Source organism: Pontibacter cellulosilyticus, from assembly GCF_014306105.1.
Classification (GTDB): Bacteria; Bacteroidota; Bacteroidia; order Cytophagales; family Hymenobacteraceae; genus Pontibacter; species Pontibacter cellulosilyticus.
In genome coordinates, this window is record NZ_JACRVF010000001.1 from 624125 (window position 1) to 646349 (window position 22225).

The 22225-nt window shown below is 44.2% G+C and carries 22 protein-coding genes; 9 read left to right on the plus strand and 13 right to left on the minus strand.

The window, feature by feature from the left end; all coding sequences use genetic code 11:
- Positions 1-11: 11 nt before the first annotated feature.
- Both H8S84_RS02710 and H8S84_RS02715 read left to right on the plus strand, forming a co-directional pair.
- Entirely contained in the window at positions 12-1955 is a 1944-nt protein-coding gene (locus H8S84_RS02710; protein WP_187065730.1) for an AAA domain-containing protein, read from the plus strand.
- Positions 1956-2044: 89 nt separating this feature from the next.
- Entirely contained in the window at positions 2045-2557 is a 513-nt protein-coding gene (locus tag H8S84_RS02715) for an FKBP-type peptidyl-prolyl cis-trans isomerase (protein WP_187065731.1), read from the plus strand.
- 327 nt (positions 2558-2884) lie between these two features.
- Here H8S84_RS02715 and H8S84_RS02720 read toward each other — a convergent pair whose 3' ends face one another.
- Positions 2885-3469, minus strand: a complete 585-nt coding sequence (locus tag H8S84_RS02720; protein WP_187065732.1) for an acyl carrier protein phosphodiesterase — start codon at positions 3467-3469, stop codon at positions 2885-2887.
- Between the two features lie 140 nt (positions 3470-3609).
- Here H8S84_RS02720 and H8S84_RS02725 point away from each other — a divergent pair, with 140 nt between their 5' ends.
- Together H8S84_RS02725 and H8S84_RS02730 are read left to right on the plus strand one after the other, a co-directional pair.
- A complete protein-coding gene (locus tag H8S84_RS02725; protein ID WP_187065733.1) occupies positions 3610-4113 on the plus strand; it encodes a pyridoxamine 5'-phosphate oxidase family protein in 504 nt (167 codons plus the stop codon).
- A 104-nt stretch (positions 4114-4217) separates the two neighbouring features.
- Positions 4218-4955, plus strand: coding sequence for a spheroidene monooxygenase (locus tag H8S84_RS02730; protein ID WP_222621556.1), 738 nt, complete (start codon positions 4218-4220; stop codon positions 4953-4955).
- 7 nt (positions 4956-4962) lie between these two features.
- Here the strand turns inward: H8S84_RS02730 and H8S84_RS02735 are convergent, their stop codons facing one another.
- The 3 genes from H8S84_RS02735 to H8S84_RS02745 all read right to left on the minus strand — a co-directional run bounded on the left by H8S84_RS02735 (position 4963) and on the right by H8S84_RS02745 (position 7115).
- A complete protein-coding gene (locus H8S84_RS02735) occupies positions 4963-5562 on the minus strand; it encodes a LysE family translocator (protein ID WP_187065734.1) in 600 nt (199 codons plus the stop codon).
- Positions 5563-5621: 59 nt separating this feature from the next.
- A complete protein-coding gene (locus H8S84_RS02740; RefSeq protein ID WP_187065735.1) occupies positions 5622-6329 on the minus strand; it encodes a DUF1003 domain-containing protein in 708 nt (235 codons plus the stop codon).
- A gap of 111 nt (positions 6330-6440) precedes the next feature.
- Positions 6441-7115 carry a DsbA family protein gene (locus tag H8S84_RS02745; RefSeq protein ID WP_187065736.1) on the minus strand — a complete coding sequence of 225 codons (675 nt, stop codon included), beginning with the start codon at positions 7113-7115 and terminating at the stop codon, positions 6441-6443.
- 221 nt (positions 7116-7336) lie between these two features.
- On the opposite strand from H8S84_RS02745, the gene leuS reads away from it, so the two are divergent.
- The 3 genes from leuS (at position 7337) to H8S84_RS02760 (ending at position 12729) form a co-directional block, all read left to right on the plus strand.
- On the plus strand, positions 7337-10102 hold the full coding sequence (gene leuS / locus H8S84_RS02750) for a leucine--tRNA ligase (RefSeq protein ID WP_187065737.1): 2766 nt from the start codon (positions 7337-7339) through the stop codon (positions 10100-10102).
- Positions 10103-10244: 142 nt separating this feature from the next.
- A complete protein-coding gene (locus tag H8S84_RS02755) occupies positions 10245-11075 on the plus strand; it encodes a universal stress protein (protein ID WP_187065738.1) in 831 nt (276 codons plus the stop codon).
- A gap of 13 nt (positions 11076-11088) precedes the next feature.
- Entirely contained in the window at positions 11089-12729 is a 1641-nt protein-coding gene (locus H8S84_RS02760) for a cation:proton antiporter (protein WP_187065739.1), read from the plus strand.
- A 95-nt stretch (positions 12730-12824) separates the two neighbouring features.
- Here the strand turns inward: H8S84_RS02760 and H8S84_RS02765 are convergent, their stop codons facing one another.
- From H8S84_RS02765 to ispG, 6 genes are all read right to left on the minus strand, one after another.
- Positions 12825-13319, minus strand: a complete 495-nt coding sequence (locus H8S84_RS02765; RefSeq protein WP_187065740.1) for a MarR family winged helix-turn-helix transcriptional regulator — start codon at positions 13317-13319, stop codon at positions 12825-12827.
- 229 nt (positions 13320-13548) lie between these two features.
- On the minus strand, positions 13549-13935 hold the full coding sequence (locus tag H8S84_RS02770; RefSeq protein WP_317175420.1) for an MmcQ/YjbR family DNA-binding protein: 387 nt from the start codon (positions 13933-13935) through the stop codon (positions 13549-13551).
- Positions 13920-14414 (minus strand): hypothetical protein, encoded by a 495-nt coding sequence (locus H8S84_RS02775; RefSeq protein WP_187065741.1) that lies wholly within the window; start codon positions 14412-14414, stop codon positions 13920-13922. Before H8S84_RS02775 ends, H8S84_RS02770 begins: the two co-directional genes overlap by 16 nt.
- A gap of 108 nt (positions 14415-14522) precedes the next feature.
- Complete coding sequence (locus H8S84_RS20280; protein WP_317175421.1) at positions 14523-14687, minus strand: DUF6728 family protein; 165 nt, start codon at positions 14685-14687, stop codon at positions 14523-14525.
- A 112-nt stretch (positions 14688-14799) separates the two neighbouring features.
- Positions 14800-15855, minus strand: a complete 1056-nt coding sequence (locus H8S84_RS02780; protein WP_317175422.1) for an acyltransferase — start codon at positions 15853-15855, stop codon at positions 14800-14802.
- A gap of 17 nt (positions 15856-15872) precedes the next feature.
- Complete coding sequence (gene ispG, locus H8S84_RS02785; protein ID WP_187065743.1) at positions 15873-17846, minus strand: (E)-4-hydroxy-3-methylbut-2-enyl-diphosphate synthase; 1974 nt, start codon at positions 17844-17846, stop codon at positions 15873-15875.
- 164 nt (positions 17847-18010) lie between these two features.
- Between ispG and H8S84_RS02790 the strand changes: the two genes are divergently transcribed.
- Together H8S84_RS02790 and H8S84_RS02795 are read left to right on the plus strand one after the other, a co-directional pair.
- Positions 18011-18514 (plus strand): flavodoxin family protein, encoded by a 504-nt coding sequence (locus H8S84_RS02790; protein WP_187065744.1) that lies wholly within the window; start codon positions 18011-18013, stop codon positions 18512-18514.
- A 19-nt stretch (positions 18515-18533) separates the two neighbouring features.
- A complete protein-coding gene (locus H8S84_RS02795) occupies positions 18534-18890 on the plus strand; it encodes a hypothetical protein (protein ID WP_230407022.1) in 357 nt (118 codons plus the stop codon).
- Positions 18891-18949: 59 nt separating this feature from the next.
- On the opposite strand, the gene argH is transcribed toward H8S84_RS02795, so the two are convergent.
- The 3 genes from argH to argB form a co-directional block, all read right to left on the minus strand.
- Entirely contained in the window at positions 18950-20281 is a 1332-nt protein-coding gene (gene argH / locus H8S84_RS02800) for an argininosuccinate lyase (protein ID WP_187065745.1), read from the minus strand.
- A 67-nt stretch (positions 20282-20348) separates the two neighbouring features.
- A complete protein-coding gene (locus tag H8S84_RS02805; protein WP_187065746.1) occupies positions 20349-21413 on the minus strand; it encodes a M20 family metallo-hydrolase in 1065 nt (354 codons plus the stop codon).
- Positions 21413-22207, minus strand: a complete 795-nt coding sequence (gene argB / locus H8S84_RS02810) for an acetylglutamate kinase (protein WP_187065747.1) — start codon at positions 22205-22207, stop codon at positions 21413-21415. Before argB ends, H8S84_RS02805 begins: the two co-directional genes overlap by 1 nt.
- Positions 22208-22225: the final 18 nt, after the last annotated feature.

Consider the following 22225-nt stretch of genomic DNA (forward strand, 5'->3'; position numbering starts at 1 on the left):
TGATTAGATACATGAGCGAAATATTATTAGAACTGAAGCAGGTACAGGAACTGCTTAAAATAGAGCAGGAAGAAGACAGGCAACAGTACAAGATCAAAAGTTTGAAAAGCACCATTGCCGAACGCAAGCAAATGGGCTTTTGCTGGTATCCTGTAACCATTGCCAAAGAAGAGATTGGTTTTGGAAGCAAGGTGGTGATAGAACTGGAGCGGACAAAGGACCGGGACCAGCTGCACCTATTCCAGGCGGGTAAAACGGCTGCACTGTTCAGCAATACCGGAGAGCGCCAGACGCTGAACGGAGTTATTGTTGGAATAAAACGCAACAAAGTTATACTTGCCACCAACCGCGAAGACCTGCCTGACTGGGTAGATGACGGCAGATTAGGCTTAGACCTTACGTTTGACGAGATGAGCTATCGGGAAATGGAGATAGCCATGAGAAAAGTGATGGAAGCCTATAAAACAAGGCTGGCAGAGCTGCGCGATATACTCTTAGGTGATGCTCCTGCCCGCTTTACAGATGCTACCATGGATCCTATTGCGGTGCTGAACCCTTCGCAGAACGAGGCAGTCCGGAAGATTGTGCAGGCAAAGGATGTGGCGATTATACATGGTCCTCCGGGTACAGGTAAAACCACCACCTTAGTGCAGGCTATACTTAAAACACTCGAAACACAACAAAGGCTTTTAGTTACGGCACCATCCAACACTGCTGTAGATCTGCTGACAGAAAAGCTTGCCAACGAAGGCGTCAATGTGATTCGGATCGGTAATCCTTCACGCGTGTCGGATGTGCTACTGGAGCATACGCTGGATGCCCAGATCATGAATCACCGCTCTTACAAAAGCCTGAAAGACCATCGTAAAACTGCCGAAGAGTATAAACGCATGGCTTATCAGTATAAGCGAAAATTCGGGCATGAAGAGCGGGCACAGCGGCAGTTCTTTAAAGCAGAAAGCCACCGCATGCTTGTGGAGGCAGATCGCATTGAAGAATATATTACAGAAGACCTGCTTAACAATGTGCAGGTGATTACCTGTACGCTAGTGGGCGCAGCCAATAAAGCCATACGCCATTTGGAGTACGAAACCGTTTTTATTGATGAAGCAGCACAGGCACTGGAACCGGCTTGTTGGGTCCCGATTACAAGAGCTAAGCGCGTAGTGCTGGCAGGCGACCACTACCAGCTTCCTCCTACTGTTAAATCTTTTGAGGCTGAGAAAGGAGGCCTGGACAAAACGCTGTTTGAGAAATGCATTGAGCGGCAACCCGACGTGGCAGTTATGCTGAAGACACAATACCGCATGCACCACCACATCATGGAGTTCTCGAACCAGCAGTTTTACCACAGCGAGCTAATGGCGCACGAAAGTGTGCACAGCAGCGATCTGCATGAATTTAATTCCCACTTCCCTCCCGGCCTGGCAGTAGAGTTTATTGACACGGCCGGCTGCGGATACAACGAAGTGGTAAACCCGGAGGCACAAAGCTCTGCCAACCCCGATGAAGCCGACCTTCTCCTGAACCACCTGGTGCACTTGCTAAAAGGCTATACCCATGCCGACGAAGAAGTGGAGCACCTGCGCATTGGTGTTATCGCTCCGTATCGCGCCCAGATAAATTACCTGGAGGATAAGATCGAACATGTCCCGCATCTGCACGAACTAAGGCAGCAACGCCATTTATCGGTGGGTACGGTAGACAGTTTCCAGGGCCAGGAGCGCGATATCATTTACATCAGCATGACGCGCAGCAACGAACAGGGCGAGATAGGTTTTCTGGCTGATATCCGCCGCATGAACGTAGCCATGACGCGTGCTAAAAAGAAACTGGTAATAGTAGGCGACAGCGCCACCCTGAGTCAGCACCCGTTTTATGCTGCTTTTTTGAGCTATGCAGAAAGTATACATGCTTACCGCAGCGCCTGGGAGCTTTCTGAACTGATGCCTTAGTATCAAATATCCCAAAACTCCAGTATAGATTAGAGGAAGGCACATATTTTTACTACCTTACAAAAATCGAGAAACATAACCTCTAAAACATGAAAATAGAGAAAAACAAAGTGGTGACGCTCACCTACGAGCTAAGAATTTTAGACGAAAACGGAGAGCAGAACCTGGTTGAAACAGCCAACGAAGAGCATCCGATGGTATTTATATATGGCATGAGCGGCTTGCCTGATCAGTTTGAGGATAGTCTGGCTGGCAAGGGCGAAGGTGACACGTTTGATTTTAAATTGGATACAGAAGAAGGCTACGGTGATGTAAATCCTGATGCTGTTGTAGATCTGCCAAAGAACGTATTTGAGGTAGAAGGCAGCATTCCAGACAACATGCTGGAAGTTGGTAATTTTATTCCTATGACGGACAGCGAAGGCAATCAGCTACAGGGTCGTGTGAAAGAGGTTAAGGCAGATGCTGTTACCATGGATTTCAACCACCCGCTTGCCGGCAAAGAGCTATACTTCAAAGGCAAAGTGGAGAAAGTTCGCGAAGCTACGCAGGAAGAACTTGACCACGGCCACGTGCATGGCGAAGGCGGTGTTCATCACTAGAATGTAATTGCATAGGATTAAGTCCTGCAAGTATAAAGCACAGGTATAACGCCTGTGCTTTTTTTATTTAGTACCAAGTCCAACAACCTCTAGCCCCTCCTTATCCAAGGCGGGGAATTTTACTTAGTCCCTCAATTGCTATCACGTTAGTCAAGGCCTTTACTCAATGTCTTTGTGTAAAGATTTCGGTGGAAGAGAGGTTAAGCAACTGCTACAGAGATTATACTTTGGCAGTAGTAACCGCAGAATTCCCCGCCTTGGATAAGGAGGGGTTAGGGGTGGTTCGACCCGGTATTGCCATTTATTTTTCAATTCTGTAAATCCTGGTTACAGACCTGGCTTTACCTCCTCTACATACTTTACCAAATCAGGGAAAAATTCTTCAAACTCACCGGCATACAAAGTATAATTCTCCTCTAACTCATACACAGCAGTCTCCATACCAGATACAAAAGAAGCGCGCCTGCTCATGCCAGTTAAAGCTCTACCTATGCCTTCCAACTCAGCATATCCGAGTAACCAATTGTGGCGCTGCATGTGATCAAAAGTATACTTCATGCGCTCAGGCAACAAGTGTAGCGATTCTCTTACAATACTGTAAACTTTTTCGGAGTAATGCACGAGTGGCTCATCAGCATACAACTCAAATCTGCTGGCCAGGAAATGGTCGTAAAAGATGTCAGCAATAACGGGGGCAAACTTGCGGAACTGCGGGCGCAGACGGGCTTTGGTTTGGGCTACTATTTCATGGGTGTCGGTATAGGTATCGATCAGGCGGTGCAGCTTTATGCCTTTGGCTACCTCAGTGGTATACAGCTCTACCTGCTTCCCTTTCACTGTGTCAGCAATAAAATTACCTAACAGTAGTTTAGGGTTATCGCCGGATAAATAAGCATGTGCAAGAAAATTCAAAACCGTATAGTGCTAATTAGAAGTATAAACAATAACAGACTATAGCTGTTAAACAACATGTACTATGTATAAACACGCAGATAAACCCTTAGTAGTTTAGCCGCGTAATCAAAACTCAATGCTACTAAAGTATAAAAACTATGGATAACAATCAGAACAGACAAGAAAGCCTGAACAAACTTATAGATATGATAAAAGACGTAGACATCGCCATGATGACTACGATAGATGATGACGGTAGCCTGCGTAGCAGGCCTATGCGTACTCAGGAAGTAAAAGAAGACGGCGTTCTCTGGTTTTTTACGGGATACCAGTCCGGCAAATCGCACGAGATAAATGATAATGACGCACACGTTAACCTGAGTTACTCGAACCCAGATGACGAACTGTATGTGTCGGTTTCTGGCAGGGCAACATTAACAAAGGATAAGCAAAAGATTGATGAGCTGTGGAATCCTGCCTTGAAAGCCTGGTTCCCGAACGGAAAAGATGATCCGAATGTGGGCCTTATTAAAGTAACTATTGACAAGGCCGAGTATTGGGATGCACCGAACAGCACGCTGGTTCATTTATACGGCATGGCAAAAGCAGCTATAACCGGCGACAAAGCCAGGCCAGGCGACAACGAAAAGATTAACTTGTAAGTATAAAAAAGTACCTATAGCTTGAAAGCAACACCTGCCAAACATTTCAGTCTGGCAGGTGTTTTCATGTTTTGCTATCTTTGTTAAACTTTTACTCTGCTGCCTTGGAGCTTCACACCCCTACATCTGCACGCTTAACCACCCTCACCCTGTTTGGAATCAAAAAAGGCAGCCTCCGTTGGGGACTGGCACAAATGGGCACTTCAGGACCACACTTAAGTAAAGTACCAGGGCTTTTGTTTTACAAACTGTTGGGAAGCGGACACGGTAAGGGATTTAGTATAAAACCAAACTTCTGGCGCTACGGCTTAATGTGTACCTGGGAAAGTGAAGCCGCAGCAGATACCTTCCTGAACAGTTCAGCGCTGATGCAGGAGTATAAAAACCATACGTTTGAATCCTGGACAATTAGACTCTTGCCCTATCAGTCGCATGGGCAGTGGGACAATCAGGAACCCTTCTCTCCTACCTTAACTGAGCCTCATACTTCCGGCCCTGTTGCAGTACTTACCCGGGCAAGTATAAACTGGCTGGCCTTGCCTAACTTCTGGCGTTTTGTGCCCGAAACCAGTAAAGCCCTTGATGATGCCGAAGGGTTAATCTGCTCCATTGGATTAGGAGAATTACCTTTTATCAGGCAGGCTACTTTTAGTGTTTGGGAAAGTATGGAAGCGATGAAGCAGTATGCCTACAAAAACCCGCTGCACAAAGAAGTAATGCGTCGCACAAGAGCTGAGAATTGGTACAGCGAAGAGTTGTTTGCCCGTTTCAAACCTGTTGCCACACAAGGCACCTGGAATGGAAAAGATCCGTTGGAACATGTTAAGCTTACAGAAATATAGGTGCAGCTTAAAATAAGCCTGCAACTCCAAAACCAATAATCAGGATGCTGCTGGCAATGTTCAGTAACCTGATTACGCTGCGATTTCTGATAAACCTGCCAAGAGAGGCTCCAAAGAACGCCAGCATCAACTGTATGATCAGGCTTCCGGAAAAGATAGCTGCAGCCAGCAAGATTATATCAACAAAACCTGTAACTGGAGAAATAAGCTGCCCAGAGAACCCAAGGAAAAGTATAATGGTAAGCGGATTTACAATAGTTAGCAGATACGTTGACAGCAAATAGTTGCCTTTACCTACCTCCTGCTTTGCCTCTGTTGGCGGTGTTTCCCTCAGGCTTCCTTTCAGCATCCAGGCACCAAAAAGAAATAAAACACCAGCGGTTGCATAAGAGAAGTATAGCTGATTTGTCTTCAGAAATCCCACGATAACAGTGCCAAGTGTAAAGGCAATTATGCCGTAAGTAAAATCGGCCAGGGCTGCTCCCACGCCACTTAGTGCTCCGCTTTTTAAACCTGAATTAAGTCCCCTGTTTATGATAAGTATAGCTATTGGCCCGACTGCAATGGCAATCGTTACTCCAAAAATAAATGCCTTTACCATTTCCATACTTTAAGATTGATTTATCAGAAGACGTTTTAGAATGTAAAAAGACGCAGGTTTAAAAACTACTTTTTCATGCGCTGCATAATGTCCTCCAACAAATCAACCTGGATCTGCTGTATCTCTAGCAAGCGTTGGTTTTGCTGTATAATCAAATGGTCAACCTTTTCATGCAGCAGCCTTATCTCCAGCTCCGCTTTCAGGTTTACCTGGTAATCATACTCTGAACGCTGCCGGTCCTTTGCATCTTTCCGGTTCTGGCTCATCATAATAATGGGTGCTTGTATAGCTGCCAGACAGGAAAGGATCAGGTTCAGAAGTATAAATGGAAACGGATCAAAAGGACGTGAGGCTACAAAATATACATTAATGGCCATCCAAAGGAACAGGAAGCTGAAGAAGATCATGATAAATGTCCAGCTGCCACCAAACGAAGCAATTTTATCAGATAATCTTTCTCCTAATGTCAACTTTACCTTCAATTCGTCTTCGATATTAGAAGAAAGAAGTTCGTGCTTGTTTATACTTTGGATTACCTCCTCCTCTAGGTTTGATATTTCGCCTAGTTCTCGCTTTAAGACTTGCTCCAGGTACAGCTTGCGGTAACTGTTTAAGGTTTTTAAAGATATGTAGTGCTGCTCTTCAAAATCGGGATGATCTGCCTTTATTAACGCTAGGATACTTTTACGAATGCTAGTGCCAGCTACCAACTCCTGCATGGGCAGGTGCTTTTTTGTAATCTGGCAATACCCTGTATTGCGATGGTTTTTCATAAGGCAACAGCTAATACCCACTGTTGCTTACGCATAAGTACAGGTTAAAGTAAATGCGCTATCTTAATGCTAAAAAAATAAAGCTGCAGTGGAGGCTGCAGCTTTTCAGGGTTATTTGGTTTGGCTCTGATTAGGAGCTATCTCTTTTATTACCCTTTGCAGGTGCGCAGAGAGTCCGTCGTATGGTCTGTATCCACGGCTAACCAAATGGATATTCGTCCCGTTGAGGATGTAAAGGCTCGGGAAAGCAGTAGCCTGAAGGTGCCGCGCAATCACGAAGTCTTGTTTTGTTTTTTCCAGGATCTCATCCGATCTGAACTTCTCTAGAAATTCTTCTTCCTCTATACCAAATTGCAGTGCTATACTTGCCAGCACCTCCGGCTTGGTTACATCGTTGTTATTTGCGTAAAAAGCGCTCTGCACGGCCTCTGCCATTTCAAACTCCATTTCCGGTTTCAGGTAGCGCATCGTAACTACGGCACGACAGGCAGGCTCAGTGTCATATACAAAGTCTTCACGGTTGAAAAATGTATAATCGAAAGGCTGACCCGTTACCTGGTCCACGTCCTGCCAATGTTGTTTTATACTTGCTTTCATCTGCTCTTCTAGTGGCTTCTCTGTGCCAGGGCGCAATCCGCCCATTACCAGTTTAAACTGCATGGTACCTTGCTGCTCCTCAATGGTTCTTCTAATTACAGGCGCAAAGCCATAGCACCACGAACACATCGGGTCCATCACGTAAATCAGGTGAAGTATATCTAATAAGTCTTCTTTCTGCTTTTCCATAGTGCAAAGGTATGATAATTGGACCGGTGATTAAAGGGATATGCTTCATGAAATTCTTTAGGATTACCTACTATCAGTTATGTGTCCTTTTAAATCTGAGGTCAAATTTGAGGCAAAGAAATCATTAAAATCTCCTTATTCACTGGGCAAACAATCCAACAATTAATAATTAACAATTAACTTAGCGGTTTAACAAAGAACAAGCGAATACTGCATAAACTATGTCAGAGTACAACTTTAACCAGATCGAGAAAAAGTGGCAGCGCTACTGGGAAGAAAACCAGACGTTTAAACCCTCAGCCACCAGTGATAAACCAAAGTATTACGCCCTGGATATGTTCCCGTATCCATCAGGTGCCGGACTGCACGTAGGTCACCCACTCGGTTATATCGCCTCTGACATTGTAAGCCGTTATAAGCGTCTGAAAGGATTTAACGTGCTGCACCCAATGGGCTTCGACTCGTTTGGTTTGCCAGCTGAGCAATATGCTATACAGACAGGCCAGCACCCTGCCATTACCACGGAGCAAAACATCGCACGTTACATCGAGCAGCTGAAAAACATCGGTTTCTCTTTCGACTGGGAGCGTGAAATCCGCACTTCTGATCCAAGTTATTATAAATGGACACAGTGGATCTTTATGCAACTGTTCAACAGCTACTACAATTATACTTCGGATAAAGCTGAAAGTATAGAGAAGCTAGTTGCGGAGTTTGAAACTAACGGTAACGCCAATGTAAATGCTGCCTGCGACGACGATACACCTGCTTTCTCTGCGGAGGAATGGAAAAATATGGATGAGCAGCAGCAGGCAGAAACGTTACTGAAGTATAGACTGACTTACGTGGCCGAAGCAGTTGTAAACTGGTGTCCTGCTCTAGGTACTGTACTGGCGAACGACGAAGTAGTAGGTGGTGTATCAGAGCGTGGCGGTTACCCGGTAGAGCGTAAGAAAATGCGCCAGTGGATGATGCGCATCACGGCCTATGCCGAGCGTTTACTGCAAGGTTTGGAAGAGATTGACTGGCCAGAGCCGGTAAAAGAAATGCAGCGTAACTGGATTGGTAAATCAGTTGGTGCAGAGCTAGATTTTGCCATTGAAGGTGATGGTCATATTAAAGTATTCACGACACGTATTGATACGATTTTTGGAGCTACGTTCGTAGTACTTGCCCCTGAACACGAGCTCGTAGAGCAGATCACAACGCCAGAGCAACTTGAGCAGGTAGAGGCTTATGTGCAGGTGGCTAAAAACCGTTCGGAGCGTGAGCGTATGACGGATGTAAAAACTGTAAGTGGTGTGTTTACTGGTGCCTACGCGATCAACCCTATTTCTGAAGAGCGTGTACCGATCTGGATCGCTGATTATGTATTGGCTGGTTATGGAACCGGTGCCGTAATGGCCGTACCGGGCCACGATAGCCGTGATTATACTTTTGCCAAGCACTTTAACCTACCAATCAGAGAAGTTGTAGCAGGCGGAAATTTAGAAGAAGAAGCCTACGCAGCCAAAGAAGGTAAGATCATTAACTCCGGTTTTCTGAATGGATTGGAAGTGAAAGATGCCATAAAAGCAGGTATAGCCAAAGCCGAAGAACTGGGCGTTGGCAAGGGCCGTGTGCAGTACCGTATGCGCGATGCCGTTTTCAGCCGCCAGCGCTACTGGGGTGAGCCGGTGCCGGTATACTTTAAAGATGGCATTCCGCACTTGCTTAAGCAGGAGGATTTGCCTCTTGAGTTACCGAAGATTGATGCCTACCTGCCAACTGAAACCGGTGAGCCGCCACTAGGTCGCGCCGTTGACTGGAAATATGAGAACCAGTACGAGTATGAGCTGAGCACCATGCCAGGTTGGGCAGGCAGCAGTTGGTATTGGTACCGCTACATGGACCCTCAGAACGACAACGCCTTTGCCGAAAAAGACAAGATTGAGTACTGGCGCAATGTAGACCTATACATTGGTGGTTCGGAGCATGCTACAGGTCACCTGCTCTACTCCCGCTTCTGGAACAAATTTATGTTCGACCTGGAGCTGGTGGTGGAGCATGAGCCATTTAAAAAGCTGATTAACCAGGGTATGATCCAGGGCCGATCTAACTTTGTATACAGAGTAAACGGCACCAATAAGTATGTTTCCTTTGGCCTGAAAGACCAGTATGAGACAACGCAGCTGCACGTAGACGTGAATATTGTAGAAAACGATGTGCTGGACCTGGAAGCCTTTAAAAAGTGGAGACCTGAGAATGCAGATGCTGAGTTTATACTGGAAGATGGAAAGTATAACGTAGGCGTTGAGATAGAGAAGATGTCTAAGTCGAAGTATAACGTAGTTAACCCTGATGACATTGTTGATCGCCAGGGTGCTGACACGCTGCGTATGTACGAGATGTTCCTGGGGCCGCTGGAGCAGTTTAAGCCTTGGAATACCAACGGCATGGACGGCGTGCATAAGTTCCTGCGCAAGTTCTGGAGACTCTTCCACGACAACGACGGAAACTTTGCTGTATCTGATGATGCTCCTACGGCTGCTGAGCTAAAGTCGCTGCACAAGACGATCAAAAAAGTAGAGGAAGATGTGGAGCGTTTCTCCTTCAACACATCCGTTTCTACTTTCATGATTTGCGTAAACGAGCTGACGCAGTTAAAGACAAACAAGCGTGCTATACTTGAGCCGCTTACAGTTATTCTTTCGCCTTACGCACCACACATCGCTGAAGAGCTTTGGGAAAAACTAGGGCACAGCGGAAGTATAAGCTATGCCGCTTTTCCTGAGTGGAAGGAAGAGTACCTGGTAGAGAATTCATTTGAATACCCAGTTTCCATAAACGGAAAAACACGTTCTAAGATGACCTTTGCCTTGGATGCTCCAAAAGATGAAATGGAGAAAGCAGTGTTAGCTGATGAGCAGGTTCAGAAGTTTATGGATGGAAAATCTGCAAAAAAAATCATCATTGTTCCAAACAAAATTATCAATGTAGTAGTATAAGGTTACTCCATCTTACCAATTAACTACAACACAAAGCCGCTCAAGCCCCAAACTTGGCGGCTTTGTGCTTTTTACTTCACCCCATATCATCCGTTTTACCGTAAAGTAAGTATACGTTCTCTCCTGTATGCTACGGATTCTTGTGCCTACCGATTTTTCTAAAAACGCCTACACTGCTATGCGCACAGGTCTACTTTTGGCAAAGAGCTTTGGCGCTGAAGTTGTGTTTATGCATGCCATGTCTAAGCCCATGGTACCGGCCACCTCTCCTGAAGAAGTATACAACAGCCTGCTTGAAAACGAAATAAAAGAGTTGCACGAAAAGCTACGCAGGAGCTGCCATGCTTTGTATGACGAAATCAGGTTGCACCATAGTGAAGTAATGAAACAAGTGCTTGTTGTATCATCTCCACTACCTGAAACTATATTACAAGTAGCCGCAAATCAAAATATTGACTTAGTGGTTATGGGTGCCGGAGGTATAAACAGCATGAAGAGCCTGCTGTTTGGGAGTAATACCCTCCAAATGATTGGTCTTACAAATGTGCCTCTGCTAATAGTACCGGAAAAGTATGTATTCAAAGGTTTTCATCAAATATACACCGTAGTACGGACAAAAGATTTAGGCTACAGAGATGGTTACCAATTATTACTTAGGTTTGCCCGTAATTTCAGCGCTGCCCTTAAATTTCTTGTTATTCAAAAAGACGAAGTCTTCGAACCGCATCTTTCTGATATCATTGGCTCAAATGTACTATTAGAAGAATTCCGTGTGCTAAAATATCAGGTATTAACTGTAAGTAAAATAGAGGTACTACAGGTTTATAAAAATAATCAACCCATTGATTTGTTTGCATGGCTTCCTAATAACAAAAGCTTCTGGTCGGATACTTTTTCAGATGATTTTGCAGAAGAAGTGCTGACAAAACTGCATTTGCCCCTACTCATCATTCCGCCTGAAGCCAAAATTTAAAGAAGCCAATAGTATGGGCAGTATAGAACTTCTACCATTTCATGAATTCGCCTTAATACTTATTCTGGCAGCAGTATTAGGATTTGTGGGCCAACTTTTAAAGCAGCCCCTTATCGTTGTTTTTATTGCACTTGGCATACTTGTTGGCCCGTCTGTTCTGAACTTAGTAGCGTCCACCGATAAAGTAAGCCTCTTATCAGAATTAGGTATTGTTATACTTCTTTTCCTGGTCGGCCTAAAACTGGACCTGAACTTAATCCGGTCTATGGGTAAGGTTGCCATTACTACGGGGCTCGGGCAGGTTATCTTTACTTCTGTTATTGGGTTTCTACTTTGCTTAGGTCTCGGCTACGATTCCATAACAGCCTTATATATAGCCATAGCCTTAACATTTTCAAGTACTATAATCATAGTTAAGCTATTATCTGATAAAAAAGAAATTGATTCGTTGCACGGTCAAATCGCCATAGGCTTTCTAATAGTGCAGGATTTGGTTGTAGTGTTCCTGATGATAGCCCTGACAGCGTTAGACAAAACAGCAGATGATCAGTTGTTTTATAGCATATTAAAGATGCTGGGCCGAGGAGTTACAGTTCTATTGGTTTATGCCATACTTGTTGCTTATGTGATACCCAAACTTGTGCAACGGTTGGCAAAAACACAGGAGTTACTCATACTTTTCTCTATCGCCTGGGCTATAACAGCAGCCTCGGCCAGCGATATGTTAGGCTTTAGCAGGGAGGTCGGAGCATTCATGGCGGGTGTTTCGTTAGCTTCCTCACCTTTTCGCAATATAATCACCGGCCGTTTAGTTAGTCTTCGGGATTTCCTGCTGTTGTTCTTTTTCATACACCTGGGTCTGCATCTGGATTTGAAACTGATCGGAGACCAGGTTACAACTGCAATTATACTTTCAGTTTTTGTATTAGCAGGAAACCCGCTTATAGTGCTAGTAATTATGGGTTTTATGGGATATCGAAAGAGGACCAGCTTTCTGGCAGGGCTCACAGTTGCTCAAATAAGTGAGTTCTCTCTAATTTTTGCCACACTTGGCTATACTTTAGGACACATAAACCAAGAAACAGTAGGCCTTGTCACATTAGTAGGTTTAATCACTATAGGTCTTTCCACCTACATGATTATTTACTCTCATACCTTGTTTGCTTGGATGTCTCCTTTGCTTGATATTTTTGAAAGGAAAGTACCCTACCGCGAAGATAATAGTGTGCTAGATCAAACATCACCTCTGGATGTTATTTTGATTGGACTTGGAAGATTTGGTAGTACTATTGCGAATGCCTTACAACGTGATAGGTACAGGTTTATGGCAGTTGATTTTGATCCCAAACATGTTAAAATCTGGCAAAGAAATGGCATACAGGCACAATATGGTGATATTGAAGACCCTGACCTGCCGGACCAACTCCCTTTGCAACAAACTAAGTGTATTGTTAGCAGTATTGCTGATGTACAGTTAAACTTAGGGCTTATCCGGATGCTAAAGTATAATAATTACAGAGGAGAAATAGCCGTTACAGCACATCGTTCAATAGATGCATTGGCTCTCGAAGATGAGAAAGTAACTGTATTATTGCCCTTTACTGATGCTGCAGAATCTGTTTGCAATAAGTTATTTAAGCTACAGAAAAGCTAAGGCAGGCAAAAAATAGCGGGTGTAGCGAAGAATATATCCTTGCTACACCCGCATGGTAAGGTAGGTTAGTAAAGTTAGATTAGATAAAAAGTATCTTAAAGTTGTGAGTTAACTTGCTCAGGACGTGAGTCAGCTTTTAAGGAGGTTCTAAGTTTTTGTAGTAACTGCGCTACTTGACCTGCCTCTTCTTCTGTTATGCCATATAACTTTTGATCAAGTTCAGGTAGAGCATCGTCAAGGCCTTCAAGTACCTTTAAGCCTGTATCTGAAACAAGTATATTAACCAATCTTTTATCAGACGGATTTTGTGTTACTGTAACAAAGCCTTTCGCGCTTAGCCGGCTAACAAGCCGTGATGCATCAGACATTTTATCTAACAGTTTTTCCCTAAGGAAAGAAGTGGATACAGGTTTTGGAAACTGATCACGCAATATACGCAATGCGTTGTATTGCTGGAAAGTAAGACCAAATTGCTTGAAAAAGTTTTCATAAGTATTATACAACAATCCCTGTGTGTATAAGATACTCATGCTGGCTTTTTGCCATTCGTTTCGGAAGTATTTGTAACCTACTTCGTTCTCTAGATTCATCTTCTTTAGTGTGGTGTGGTTCTGCTTATCAATAATAGAAATAAAAAATGATTATTCAGCAGCTTTGCACAAAAATTTATTTATCTAAAGCTGAAATATTATAAAAATAATAGTAATATGCAGGCTTTTGCTGTCGTGTAACCATTGTTCATTTCTCGAACTAAACAATTAGATCTTGTTATGGATGAAAGGATTGATTGTTTTGAAATGGCCTGTGTTATCTTAAAACCTACCACAAACCTATCTGCGCTTTTACCAGCTTTGTCAGCTTTGAAGAGACCAAACTGTAAGATTCATCAATGAGGCGATAAATCAGTTGCTGATCGAGCCCAGATTCTGGCAACACTGTATTCCAGTGGGTTTTATTCATATGATAGCCAGGCAGTATTTGATACGGATACTGATCGCGCAGCTCAATCGCCCTTGCAGGATTACATTTTAATGCGATCCCTTTGCTGTACTCTGATAAACTGCATAAAGCAAACATTTTACCTCCAACCTTAAATACTAAAGTATCATAATCAAATGGGAGTTCTTCCGTTACTCCTTTTTTGGCAATGCAATAATCTCTAAAGTCCTCTATATGTATTATACTTTTGCTTATTGCGCTACCCACTCCCACTCCTTACCATCCCAGTACATCCAGTTCGCGCTGCCTTTATTTGTAATAAGTATAAGTGCTGTGCCAACATTTTTTGGAGTTCCAGCGCCTGCTGTCAATCTTTCTTCAGCTTTCCATCCTATAAGCCAATTCCAATTACTGCCTCCTAAAGTTTTATGGTTTCCCGCACCAAATATCTGAATAGAATCACTTTCGTGCGTTAAAATAGCAATCCCTCTCCTACCAGACACCCGTTCTACTACAACTGCAGCAAAATCGATCGTGTTATTCCCGTCAATGTCCAGATTCAAATAGAAAGGGTTGATCTTTGTATCAAAATTGTATTTGTTTTTAAATCCGGGCTTTTCGAAGGCTGAAACAGTCCAGTGAGGCAATTCCATTTCAGGAACGTTTACGTTAGAAAGCTTCTGCTGCTCACAAGAATCTATGACCAGAAGTATAATGACTATGAAAGCAAGCTTAAACGATTTCATACTTACCGCAATTGTGCTAAAATCAACACTATACACAAAAAGGAGAATCTATTGATCCTCCTTATACTTTCAAAGACACAAACTCCTAGTTATAGGAGAGTTAGCTACTTATACGTGAGTGAATATAAAATAAATTACGCCAGCCAAAAACATCAGGATAGATATTTTATTAATGGTGTGCATGGTGCGCAAGTTAAAGTTAGTTTTACGGTTTGGGTCTTTTTTTCGGAAAAAATAAGTCGCAACCTCTTTAAAATCAAACAGTCCCTTCATATTAATTATTTCTAAGTGCAGTTATTTAGTAAACAGTCAAAGCTATGAAAAGATTTATTCTTAACATTAATTTTCAATGCTTCTCGGTTTTTATCAATAATGAATTAACGGCCTAGTAAGCTGCTTTAAAAGATAAAAATCTATCCAGAATATAAAGTATGGCTACCGAAAGTATAAAAGTTATACTTGATAAAACCAAAATGCCTAGTAGTGGTGATAGGTTATTGTAAGATATCCTGAACCAGCTGATAAGTATATGTTCAAGCACCAACACATGGATTAGGTATACGCCAAAACTATACTTACTAATAAGGCTAATAATATTAAGTGCCTTTGATGTGATGCTATTTGCGGTCTGCTTAATCAGCAGCCACACACCTAAGGCTTTGATGAAAATATTTAAACTGGTACTTCTGTAGAACACTTCGCTTTGGTCTGGTGCTAATTTGCTTATGTAATAGGAGCCAAAACATGTGATGCCGATGCCGATGATTATAAGCGCAACTGACATTGGGATATTCTTAAGCCACCATTCATCTTGGTTATTTGTTGACAAGCAGTATCCCATAAGGAGATACTGAGCAAATATTACATGCTTGATCACCTCTACTACAATAGGTCTTTCAGAGGGGATGAACATAGAAGAGAATGTGGTAAGAAGCGTAGCAACTAGAATGCCTGATACAGAAAAAGAAGCTTTTTTTGAAATTAACCTAATAAATGGCATCAGCAGGTAAAAAACCAGGATAGTATACACATACCAAAAATGGTTAACGCTGCTGTTCACTAATTCATAAAAGTAATCTGAAAAGCCTAATGTTGCTAGATCATTTCTGGCTAAAAGGTAGACAGCAGTCCAAAATGAAAAGGGCAGGAAAATGCGCCATACTCTCCTGCCAATAAAGCTCAAGCCTGTTGCTCTTGGCAGCAAAAGTGCACCTGAGAGCATCAGAAAAAGTGGAATACCAGATCTGAAGACAGCCTGATAAGTATTTCCAACCCACCAGTTAAACTCATGCAGAATGTTATTCGCACTGACAGGCGATGCTATATGCACAGCAATAACGGAAAACACGGCAACACAGCGTATAATATCAAATGCCACATGCCTGGGCTGTTTTACAGTTCCGGCATGTGGCATTTGGAGAGTTGAGGTCTGAGAAAACATTGATTGATGCTAGGAAATTACTCCTCCAGCTTTACTGGCTCAATCCATTTTTCGTCTTCGCGAATCAACTCTATTAATTCATCCACTGCTCTATCTGCCGGCACTGATTTTTTGATGACATTCTGACCACGATATAGCGCGATCTTATCTTTGCCAACACCTACATAGCCATAGTCTGCATCTGCCATTTCGCCGGGGCCGTTTACAATACAGCCCATAATACCAATTTTAACACCTTTCAGGTGGTCGGTGCGTTTGCGGATCATGGCAGTAGTTTCCTGCAGGTCGAATAAAGTACGGCCACAACTTGGGCAGCTGATGTATTCTGTTTTGCTCATGCGCGTGCGGGCAGCCTGCAGTATACCGAAACTTAGGTTGTTCAACTTGTCTATAGTGCTTAGCCAATCCTGCTTTTCCTGCTGCGGCAATAGTTCTGTGCTTAACATTACGCCATCACCCAAACCATCTATTAACAACCCTCCCACATCAGTGGCAGCATATAATTGTACCTGGTCAGGCGTGAGGTTGCCATACTCTCGTTTGATAATGCAAGGGTTCTTCACGCCATTGTTCATCAGCCTGAAGAAGCATTTACGCAACTCCGGCATAGCATGCTCATTGTTTGTCTGGAGCATCAAAACAGCTGTACGGTCCTGCTTCAGCTGGTTCATCAACTCAGGTGTGATATCGTGTACGGTGGCAAGTATAAAGTTTAGCTCTTGATGCAACTCTAGGGTGCTTAAGTATACTTGAGCCGGAACAAGCGGATGGCGTTCTTCGCGCTGAGCAGCAGTAAACCAGGCATCATAATTCACAATTTCCTTCAAACCGTTTGGAAGCATGAAGGTTATTGGGTTGTTGCCTGTGTAGATGTAGTCAGCACCCAGATCATTCATGTTAAACTTATCCAGCAGCATGGAGTACAGGTGGCCCACGCACTTCAGATCCGCATACTTGATATCTGTCAGTCTGCTTAGGTCTGCAACCACTCGAGGCACATTGCCAGCACCAATGTTCTCCACCTCAACTGTTTCGCGGCGATGGTACTGGAACGGATCTATCGGAACATTGCAAATATTATCTATTGGCTGCGCTTTCTCCGCGCGGTTGGTGTATCGGTCTATTAGTGCCTGGGCTACCGGTGCTTCTGCCTCTGGGGCTTCTGTAAGCGACACACGTACGGTATCTCCCAGTCCGTCTTCCAGCAAAGTGCCAATGCCAACCGCAGACTTAATACGGCCATCTTCAGCTTCACCGGCCTCAGTTACACCTAAATGCAGTGGGTACGGCTGCAGCCCCTCTTCATCCAGCTTCTGCACCAGCAAACGATACGCCTGTACCATTACCTGTGTGTTAGAAGCTTTCATGGAAATCACAATATCATAATAGCCTTCGTCTTCGCAGATACGAATAAACTCCAGCGCGCTTTCAACCATGCCCAGCGGGGTATCGCCGTAGCGGCTCAGGATCCTGTCTGATAAAGAACCGTGATTTGTACCGATGCGCATGGCGGTGCCGTGTTCTTTACAGATGCGCACCAACGGAACAAAACGCTCCCTGATACGGTCAAGCTCTGCCTGGTAAGAGGCATCGTCGTACTCAATTACCTGAAACTTCTTCTTATCGGCGTAGTTACCCGGATTTACACGCACTTTCTCTACAATTCTTGCCGCTACTTCAGCGGCATTAGGTGTAAAATGAATATCGGCTACAAGCGGTACATTGTAGCCTCGTTTGCGCAGCTCCTCTTTTATAAGCTGGAGATTTTCAGCCTCCTTTATACTTGGTGCCGTTATGCGAATATACTCACAGCCTGCCTCTATCATGCGAATGCATTGCTCTACAGACCCAGCGGTATCCATGGTATCTACAGTAGTCATAGATTGCACCCTGATCGGATGATCACCTCCCATAGGTACTCCACCAATGTTTACTACTCTGGTTTTTCTGCGTTTATAGGCTGTAAGGCTAGGGCAATATGTTTTATTCATGTTTAGATATGCGTCAGCTCTTTGGGATAACTAAAGTTATGCCATGTTTGTTCAACTTGGCAACCTTGTAAAATTAACACCAAATATTTAATCAGGCACAAGTAAAAGCCTGTCTTTACAAAATTAGCAGAATATTAAAATTGGTGACTCCACCTCCAGCACACATGGAAAATAAGCCCCTGATTATACTTGGAAGTGCACGAAAAAGTAGCGATACACGTAAACTTATAGATAAGCTGTTTCCAGCCGGTAATATGGTGCTCTTAGACCTGCTGGACTTCGAAGTAAACAACTATAACTACCTGCACCAATACCCGGAAACAGATGATTTTGAAAAGCTTGTACAGGTTATGCTGCAGCATGAGAAGCTTGTTTTTGCAACGCCTGTTTACTGGTATGCCATGAGTGGCTTGATGAAAACCTTTTTTGACAGACTAACGGATATAGTAACAGTGCGTAAAACTCTTGGAAGGCGCCTGGCCGGAAAAGAAGCTTTTCTGATCGCTGTTGGCGCTGAAGACGCTCTACCTGTTGGATTCGCAGAACCGTTCAGGCTGACTGCTGCTTATTTTGATATGCATTTTAAAGGTGTTTATTATGCCAGCAGCAGCTCATTGAAAGGATCTATGCCTGATACCGATGCATTTATGCAACTACTTAAACTATGATGGCACACGTATGATACATATGCGTAACTTTTTCCCTTCTATCTCCCCTCTTAAACTTCAGCAATTACAAAGATGCTCTAACCTACGGCAGGAGCAGCTGGTTGAGGCGATCTCAATAACTAAAGACAGTGTATTAGGGTTTCTGAAACGGCAACTCGAAAAAGGCAATTGGAAAGAGGTGCAGGACGTGCTAAAAGGCAAGCCTATGACCAAAGCGGGCAAGTTCTTTTATAATGAGCTGAGAGGTAAAGTTGTCTCTACCCTGATGATGCGCCTGGGGCTGCGCCGGATAGTTGCTGTTGGCATAGCACTGGTGCTGGTACCTCTTATACTTGCTATGGTGGCTGGTGAGGCGGTCAGGATGGTTAAGAAATAAGCATTGCCTGATAAATGCTTCTTTTTAAGAGCATCCATCAGGCAATGTATGATTTTATACTATTGGAGAAGATTCTTATAAGCCTGCTCCACCTTCTCAAAATTAAAAGCTTCTAACACCTTCTGCATCTGTGCGGCAATCTCAACGTTGCAAAGGTTTCCTATACTTCCCTCGTGGGTGTGCATTACAGCTTCTGGGGTAGCAAAATTACCTGCTTCTATACTTTCTCCAACAGCCTTGTAAGCATCACGGAATGGCATGCCCTCCAGCACCAGCGCGTTTACAGCATCCACACTGAACAGGTATTTATACTTTTCATCCTCCAGGATGTGCTCGCGCACCTGTACTTCCTGCATCATATAGGCCATCATCTGTAAGCAGCTTTTTAGCTCGGCAAAGGCAGGAAACAGATTTTCTTTTAACAGTTGCAGGTCGCGATGATAGCCACTTGGCAGGTTTATGAGCAGCATGGAAATTTCGGTTGGCAAGGCCTGCAGCTTGTTGCACTTGCCACGTAGCAATTCAAAAACATCAGGGTTCTTTTTGTGCGGCATAATGCTGGAGCCAGTGGTAAGGTGGGCCGGCAAGGTAATAAAGCCGAAGTTCTGGCTCATGTAAAGGCACAGGTCCATGCTCATTTTAGCCAAAGTAGCCGCCACAGAAGCCATGGCCGTTGCCACTATTCTTTCAGATTTACCGCGACCCATCTGTGCATACACCACGTTGTAGTTCATACTTTCAAAACCCAGCAGATCGGTAGTCATCTGGCGGTTAAGCGGGAAAGAAGAACCGTAGCCGGCAGCTGAACCCAATGGGTTTTTGTCGGCAATCTTGTAGGCAGCCAGCAGCAGTTGCATATCATCCACCAAACCCTCGGAGTAGGCGCCAAACCATAAACCGAACGAAGAAGGCATGGCGATCTGCAGGTGCGTGTAGCCGGGCAACAGCACATTCTTATACTTTTCGCTTTGTTCCTGAAGTACATCGAACAGCGCTTTTGTGTCTTGTACCAGTTCCTGCAACTGGTGGCGGAAGTATAGCTTTAGGTCTACCAGTACCTGGTCGTTACGGGAACGGCCGCTGTGTATCTTCTTACCGGCCTTACCTACACTACGTGTCAGTTCCAGCTCTACCTGCGAATGAATGTCCTCTACGCCCTCCTCAATGGTAAAATCACCGTCCTCTATGCGTTTGTAGATGTTCTTCAGCTCTGCCTGCAGCACCTCTAGCTCTTCGGGAGAAAGCAGGTTTATACTTTGCAGCATGCGTGTATGCGCCAGAGAGCCCAATACATCAAAGCGGGCAAGCTCCATGTCCAGTTCTGCATCTTTGCCTACTGTAAATTTTTCTATTTCTGCAGCTACGCTTGTGCCTTTCTGCCAAAGCTTCATAATTCAATTTGGAATTAGTGATTGAGTGGATGAGCGAATACATGTTGCATGTTCATCCACCGTACTATTATTTTATTACTCTCTCAAGTAGATCAATGTATAAGTTGATACCTTCCTCAATTTCGTGCAGGTATATGTATTCGTCGGCCATGTGCGAACGGCCTGAGAAACCTGGGCCCATTTTAAGAGATGGTATTGGTAAAAGTGCCTGGTCGGAAGTAGTTGGAGACCCATAAGTATTTCTGCCCATCTGCAAGCCGGCTTGCACCAGCGCGTGTTCCATTGAAATCGAGGATGGCTTTAACCTGGTAGAGCGGGGCTTTACTTCTGCCTTTACGTGTTGCTGTATTGTCTCCAGCACCTCCTCCATGGTATAAGCATCAGTTAAACGCACATCAACAGTAAACTGGCAGTTATCCGGCACCACGTTATGCTGTGTTCCGGCATTGATCACGGTCACGCTCATCTTCACCGGCCCAAGGTGCTCGGACTCTTTCTCAAATTTATACTTTTGAAACCAGTTGATATCTTCTAAGGCCTCATAAATAGCATTTATACCTTCTTCGCGGGCAGCGTGTCCAGCCTTGCCTTTTGCAACGCAATCCAGCACCAGCAAGCCTTTCTCGGCTACTGCCAGGTGCATTTCGGTGGGCTCTCCCACAATTGCCGCTTCCAGCTCACCCAGTTGGGGAAGTATAAGCTCAATGCCATTTCTGCCAGAAATCTCTTCTTCGGCAGTAGCAGCAAGTACTAAGTTATATTTTAAATTTAGCTGATTATTGAAGTATAAAAAGGCAGCGATTAAACTAACTAGGCATCCACCGGCATCGTTACTCCCCAAACCATATAGTTTTCCATCTCCTATACTTGCCTCGAAGGGGTTGCGTGTATAGCCGGAATTCGGTTTTACAGTGTCATGGTGTGAATTTAAAAGTATAGTGGGCAGCTGCTGGTTATAGTGCTTGTTAAATGCCCATACATTGTTCAGTTGCTGGTGCACCTCAATGCCGTGCTTTTTCAGAAAATCGGCAAGTATAGCTGCCGTTTTATCTTCTTCTCTGCTCAGCGAAGGCGTTTGGATCAGCTGCTGCAGTAGCTTTACTGCCTGTTGATATAGGTATTGCTGCTCCATTAATTCAGGCTGATGGTGGTGCCGGCAAAAGTAGTGTCTGTTTCTTCTATACTTAATAGTGCTTCGGCCTCTCCTATTAATACCTGGCTTACTCCCTGATTTAGGGCAGCAAAGGCATTGTCGAGCTTGGGTACCATGCCTGCCGATACGATACCTGCGACTTTCAACTCTTTATACTTTTGCTGATCAATGAAATGAATAACTGAGCCTTCATCATCCGCATCAGCCAGTACACCTTTCTTTTCGAAGCAGTACATCAGCGTCACTCTATACTTTCTAGCTAAAGCTGTGGCTAGTACAGAGGCAATGGTATCGGCATTGGTATTCAGCATAGAACCGTTACCATCATGGGTAAGCGGAGCAAAAACAGGAGTAAGTCCGGCCTGAAGTATGGCATCCAAAGCAGTTATGTTTATACTTTCGTTACCGGCTACATCTCCGGCATAACCATAATCAACTGCACCTAAAGGACGTTTAGTAGCACGTATTGCATTGGCGTCTGCCCCTGTCATGCCGATGGAATTGCAGCCAAGCGCCTGCAGCTGCGCTACTACCTGCTTGTTTACAAGGCCTCCATACACCATGGTTACCAGTTCAAGCGTTTCGGCGTCAGTTACTCTGCGGCCTTCTACCATTACCGGTGTAATGCCCAGCCGCTGGCCAATAGCAGAGGCTATCTTGCCCCCGCCATGTACCAACAACTTGGGCCCCTGCAGCTTCGAAAAATCAACCAAAAAACTATGAAGCCGCGAAGGGTTGTCCAGTATATTACCGCCTATTTTTACTATAATCATTGCCTTGAATTCAAATTT

Excerpts from the sequence above, each read along its gene's own strand:
- H8S84_RS02725 (WP_187065733.1), top strand. The coding sequence starts at position 3,610 with ATGGATAACAATCAGAACAGACAAGAAAGCCTGAACAAACTTATAGAT.
- H8S84_RS02780 (WP_317175422.1), bottom strand. The coding sequence starts at position 15,855 with ATGTTTTCTCAGACCTCAACTCTCCAAATGCCACATGCCGGAACTGTA.
- argB (WP_187065747.1), bottom strand. The coding sequence starts at position 22,207 with ATGATTATAGTAAAAATAGGCGGTAATATACTGGACAACCCTTCGCGG.
- H8S84_RS02735 (WP_187065734.1), bottom strand. The coding sequence starts at position 5,562 with ATGGAAATGGTAAAGGCATTTATTTTTGGAGTAACGATTGCCATTGCA.
- H8S84_RS02790 (WP_187065744.1), top strand. The coding sequence starts at position 18,011 with ATGGAAAATAAGCCCCTGATTATACTTGGAAGTGCACGAAAAAGTAGC.
- argH (WP_187065745.1), bottom strand. The coding sequence starts at position 20,281 with ATGAAGCTTTGGCAGAAAGGCACAAGCGTAGCTGCAGAAATAGAAAAA.
- H8S84_RS02795 (WP_230407022.1), top strand. The coding sequence starts at position 18,534 with ATGCGTAACTTTTTCCCTTCTATCTCCCCTCTTAAACTTCAGCAATTA.
- H8S84_RS20280 (WP_317175421.1), bottom strand. The coding sequence starts at position 14,687 with ATGAAGGGACTGTTTGATTTTAAAGAGGTTGCGACTTATTTTTTCCGA.
- H8S84_RS02765 (WP_187065740.1), bottom strand. The coding sequence starts at position 13,319 with ATGAATCTAGAGAACGAAGTAGGTTACAAATACTTCCGAAACGAATGG.
- leuS (WP_187065737.1), top strand. The coding sequence starts at position 7,337 with ATGTCAGAGTACAACTTTAACCAGATCGAGAAAAAGTGGCAGCGCTAC.
- H8S84_RS02710 (WP_187065730.1), top strand. The coding sequence starts at position 12 with ATGAGCGAAATATTATTAGAACTGAAGCAGGTACAGGAACTGCTTAAA.
- H8S84_RS02715 (WP_187065731.1), top strand. The coding sequence starts at position 2,045 with ATGAAAATAGAGAAAAACAAAGTGGTGACGCTCACCTACGAGCTAAGA.
- H8S84_RS02760 (WP_187065739.1), top strand. The coding sequence starts at position 11,089 with ATGGGCAGTATAGAACTTCTACCATTTCATGAATTCGCCTTAATACTT.
- H8S84_RS02775 (WP_187065741.1), bottom strand. The coding sequence starts at position 14,414 with ATGAAATCGTTTAAGCTTGCTTTCATAGTCATTATACTTCTGGTCATA.
- H8S84_RS02740 (WP_187065735.1), bottom strand. The coding sequence starts at position 6,329 with ATGAAAAACCATCGCAATACAGGGTATTGCCAGATTACAAAAAAGCAC.
- ispG (WP_187065743.1), bottom strand. The coding sequence starts at position 17,846 with ATGAATAAAACATATTGCCCTAGCCTTACAGCCTATAAACGCAGAAAA.
- H8S84_RS02805 (WP_187065746.1), bottom strand. The coding sequence starts at position 21,413 with ATGGAGCAGCAATACCTATATCAACAGGCAGTAAAGCTACTGCAGCAG.
- H8S84_RS02745 (WP_187065736.1), bottom strand. The coding sequence starts at position 7,115 with ATGGAAAAGCAGAAAGAAGACTTATTAGATATACTTCACCTGATTTAC.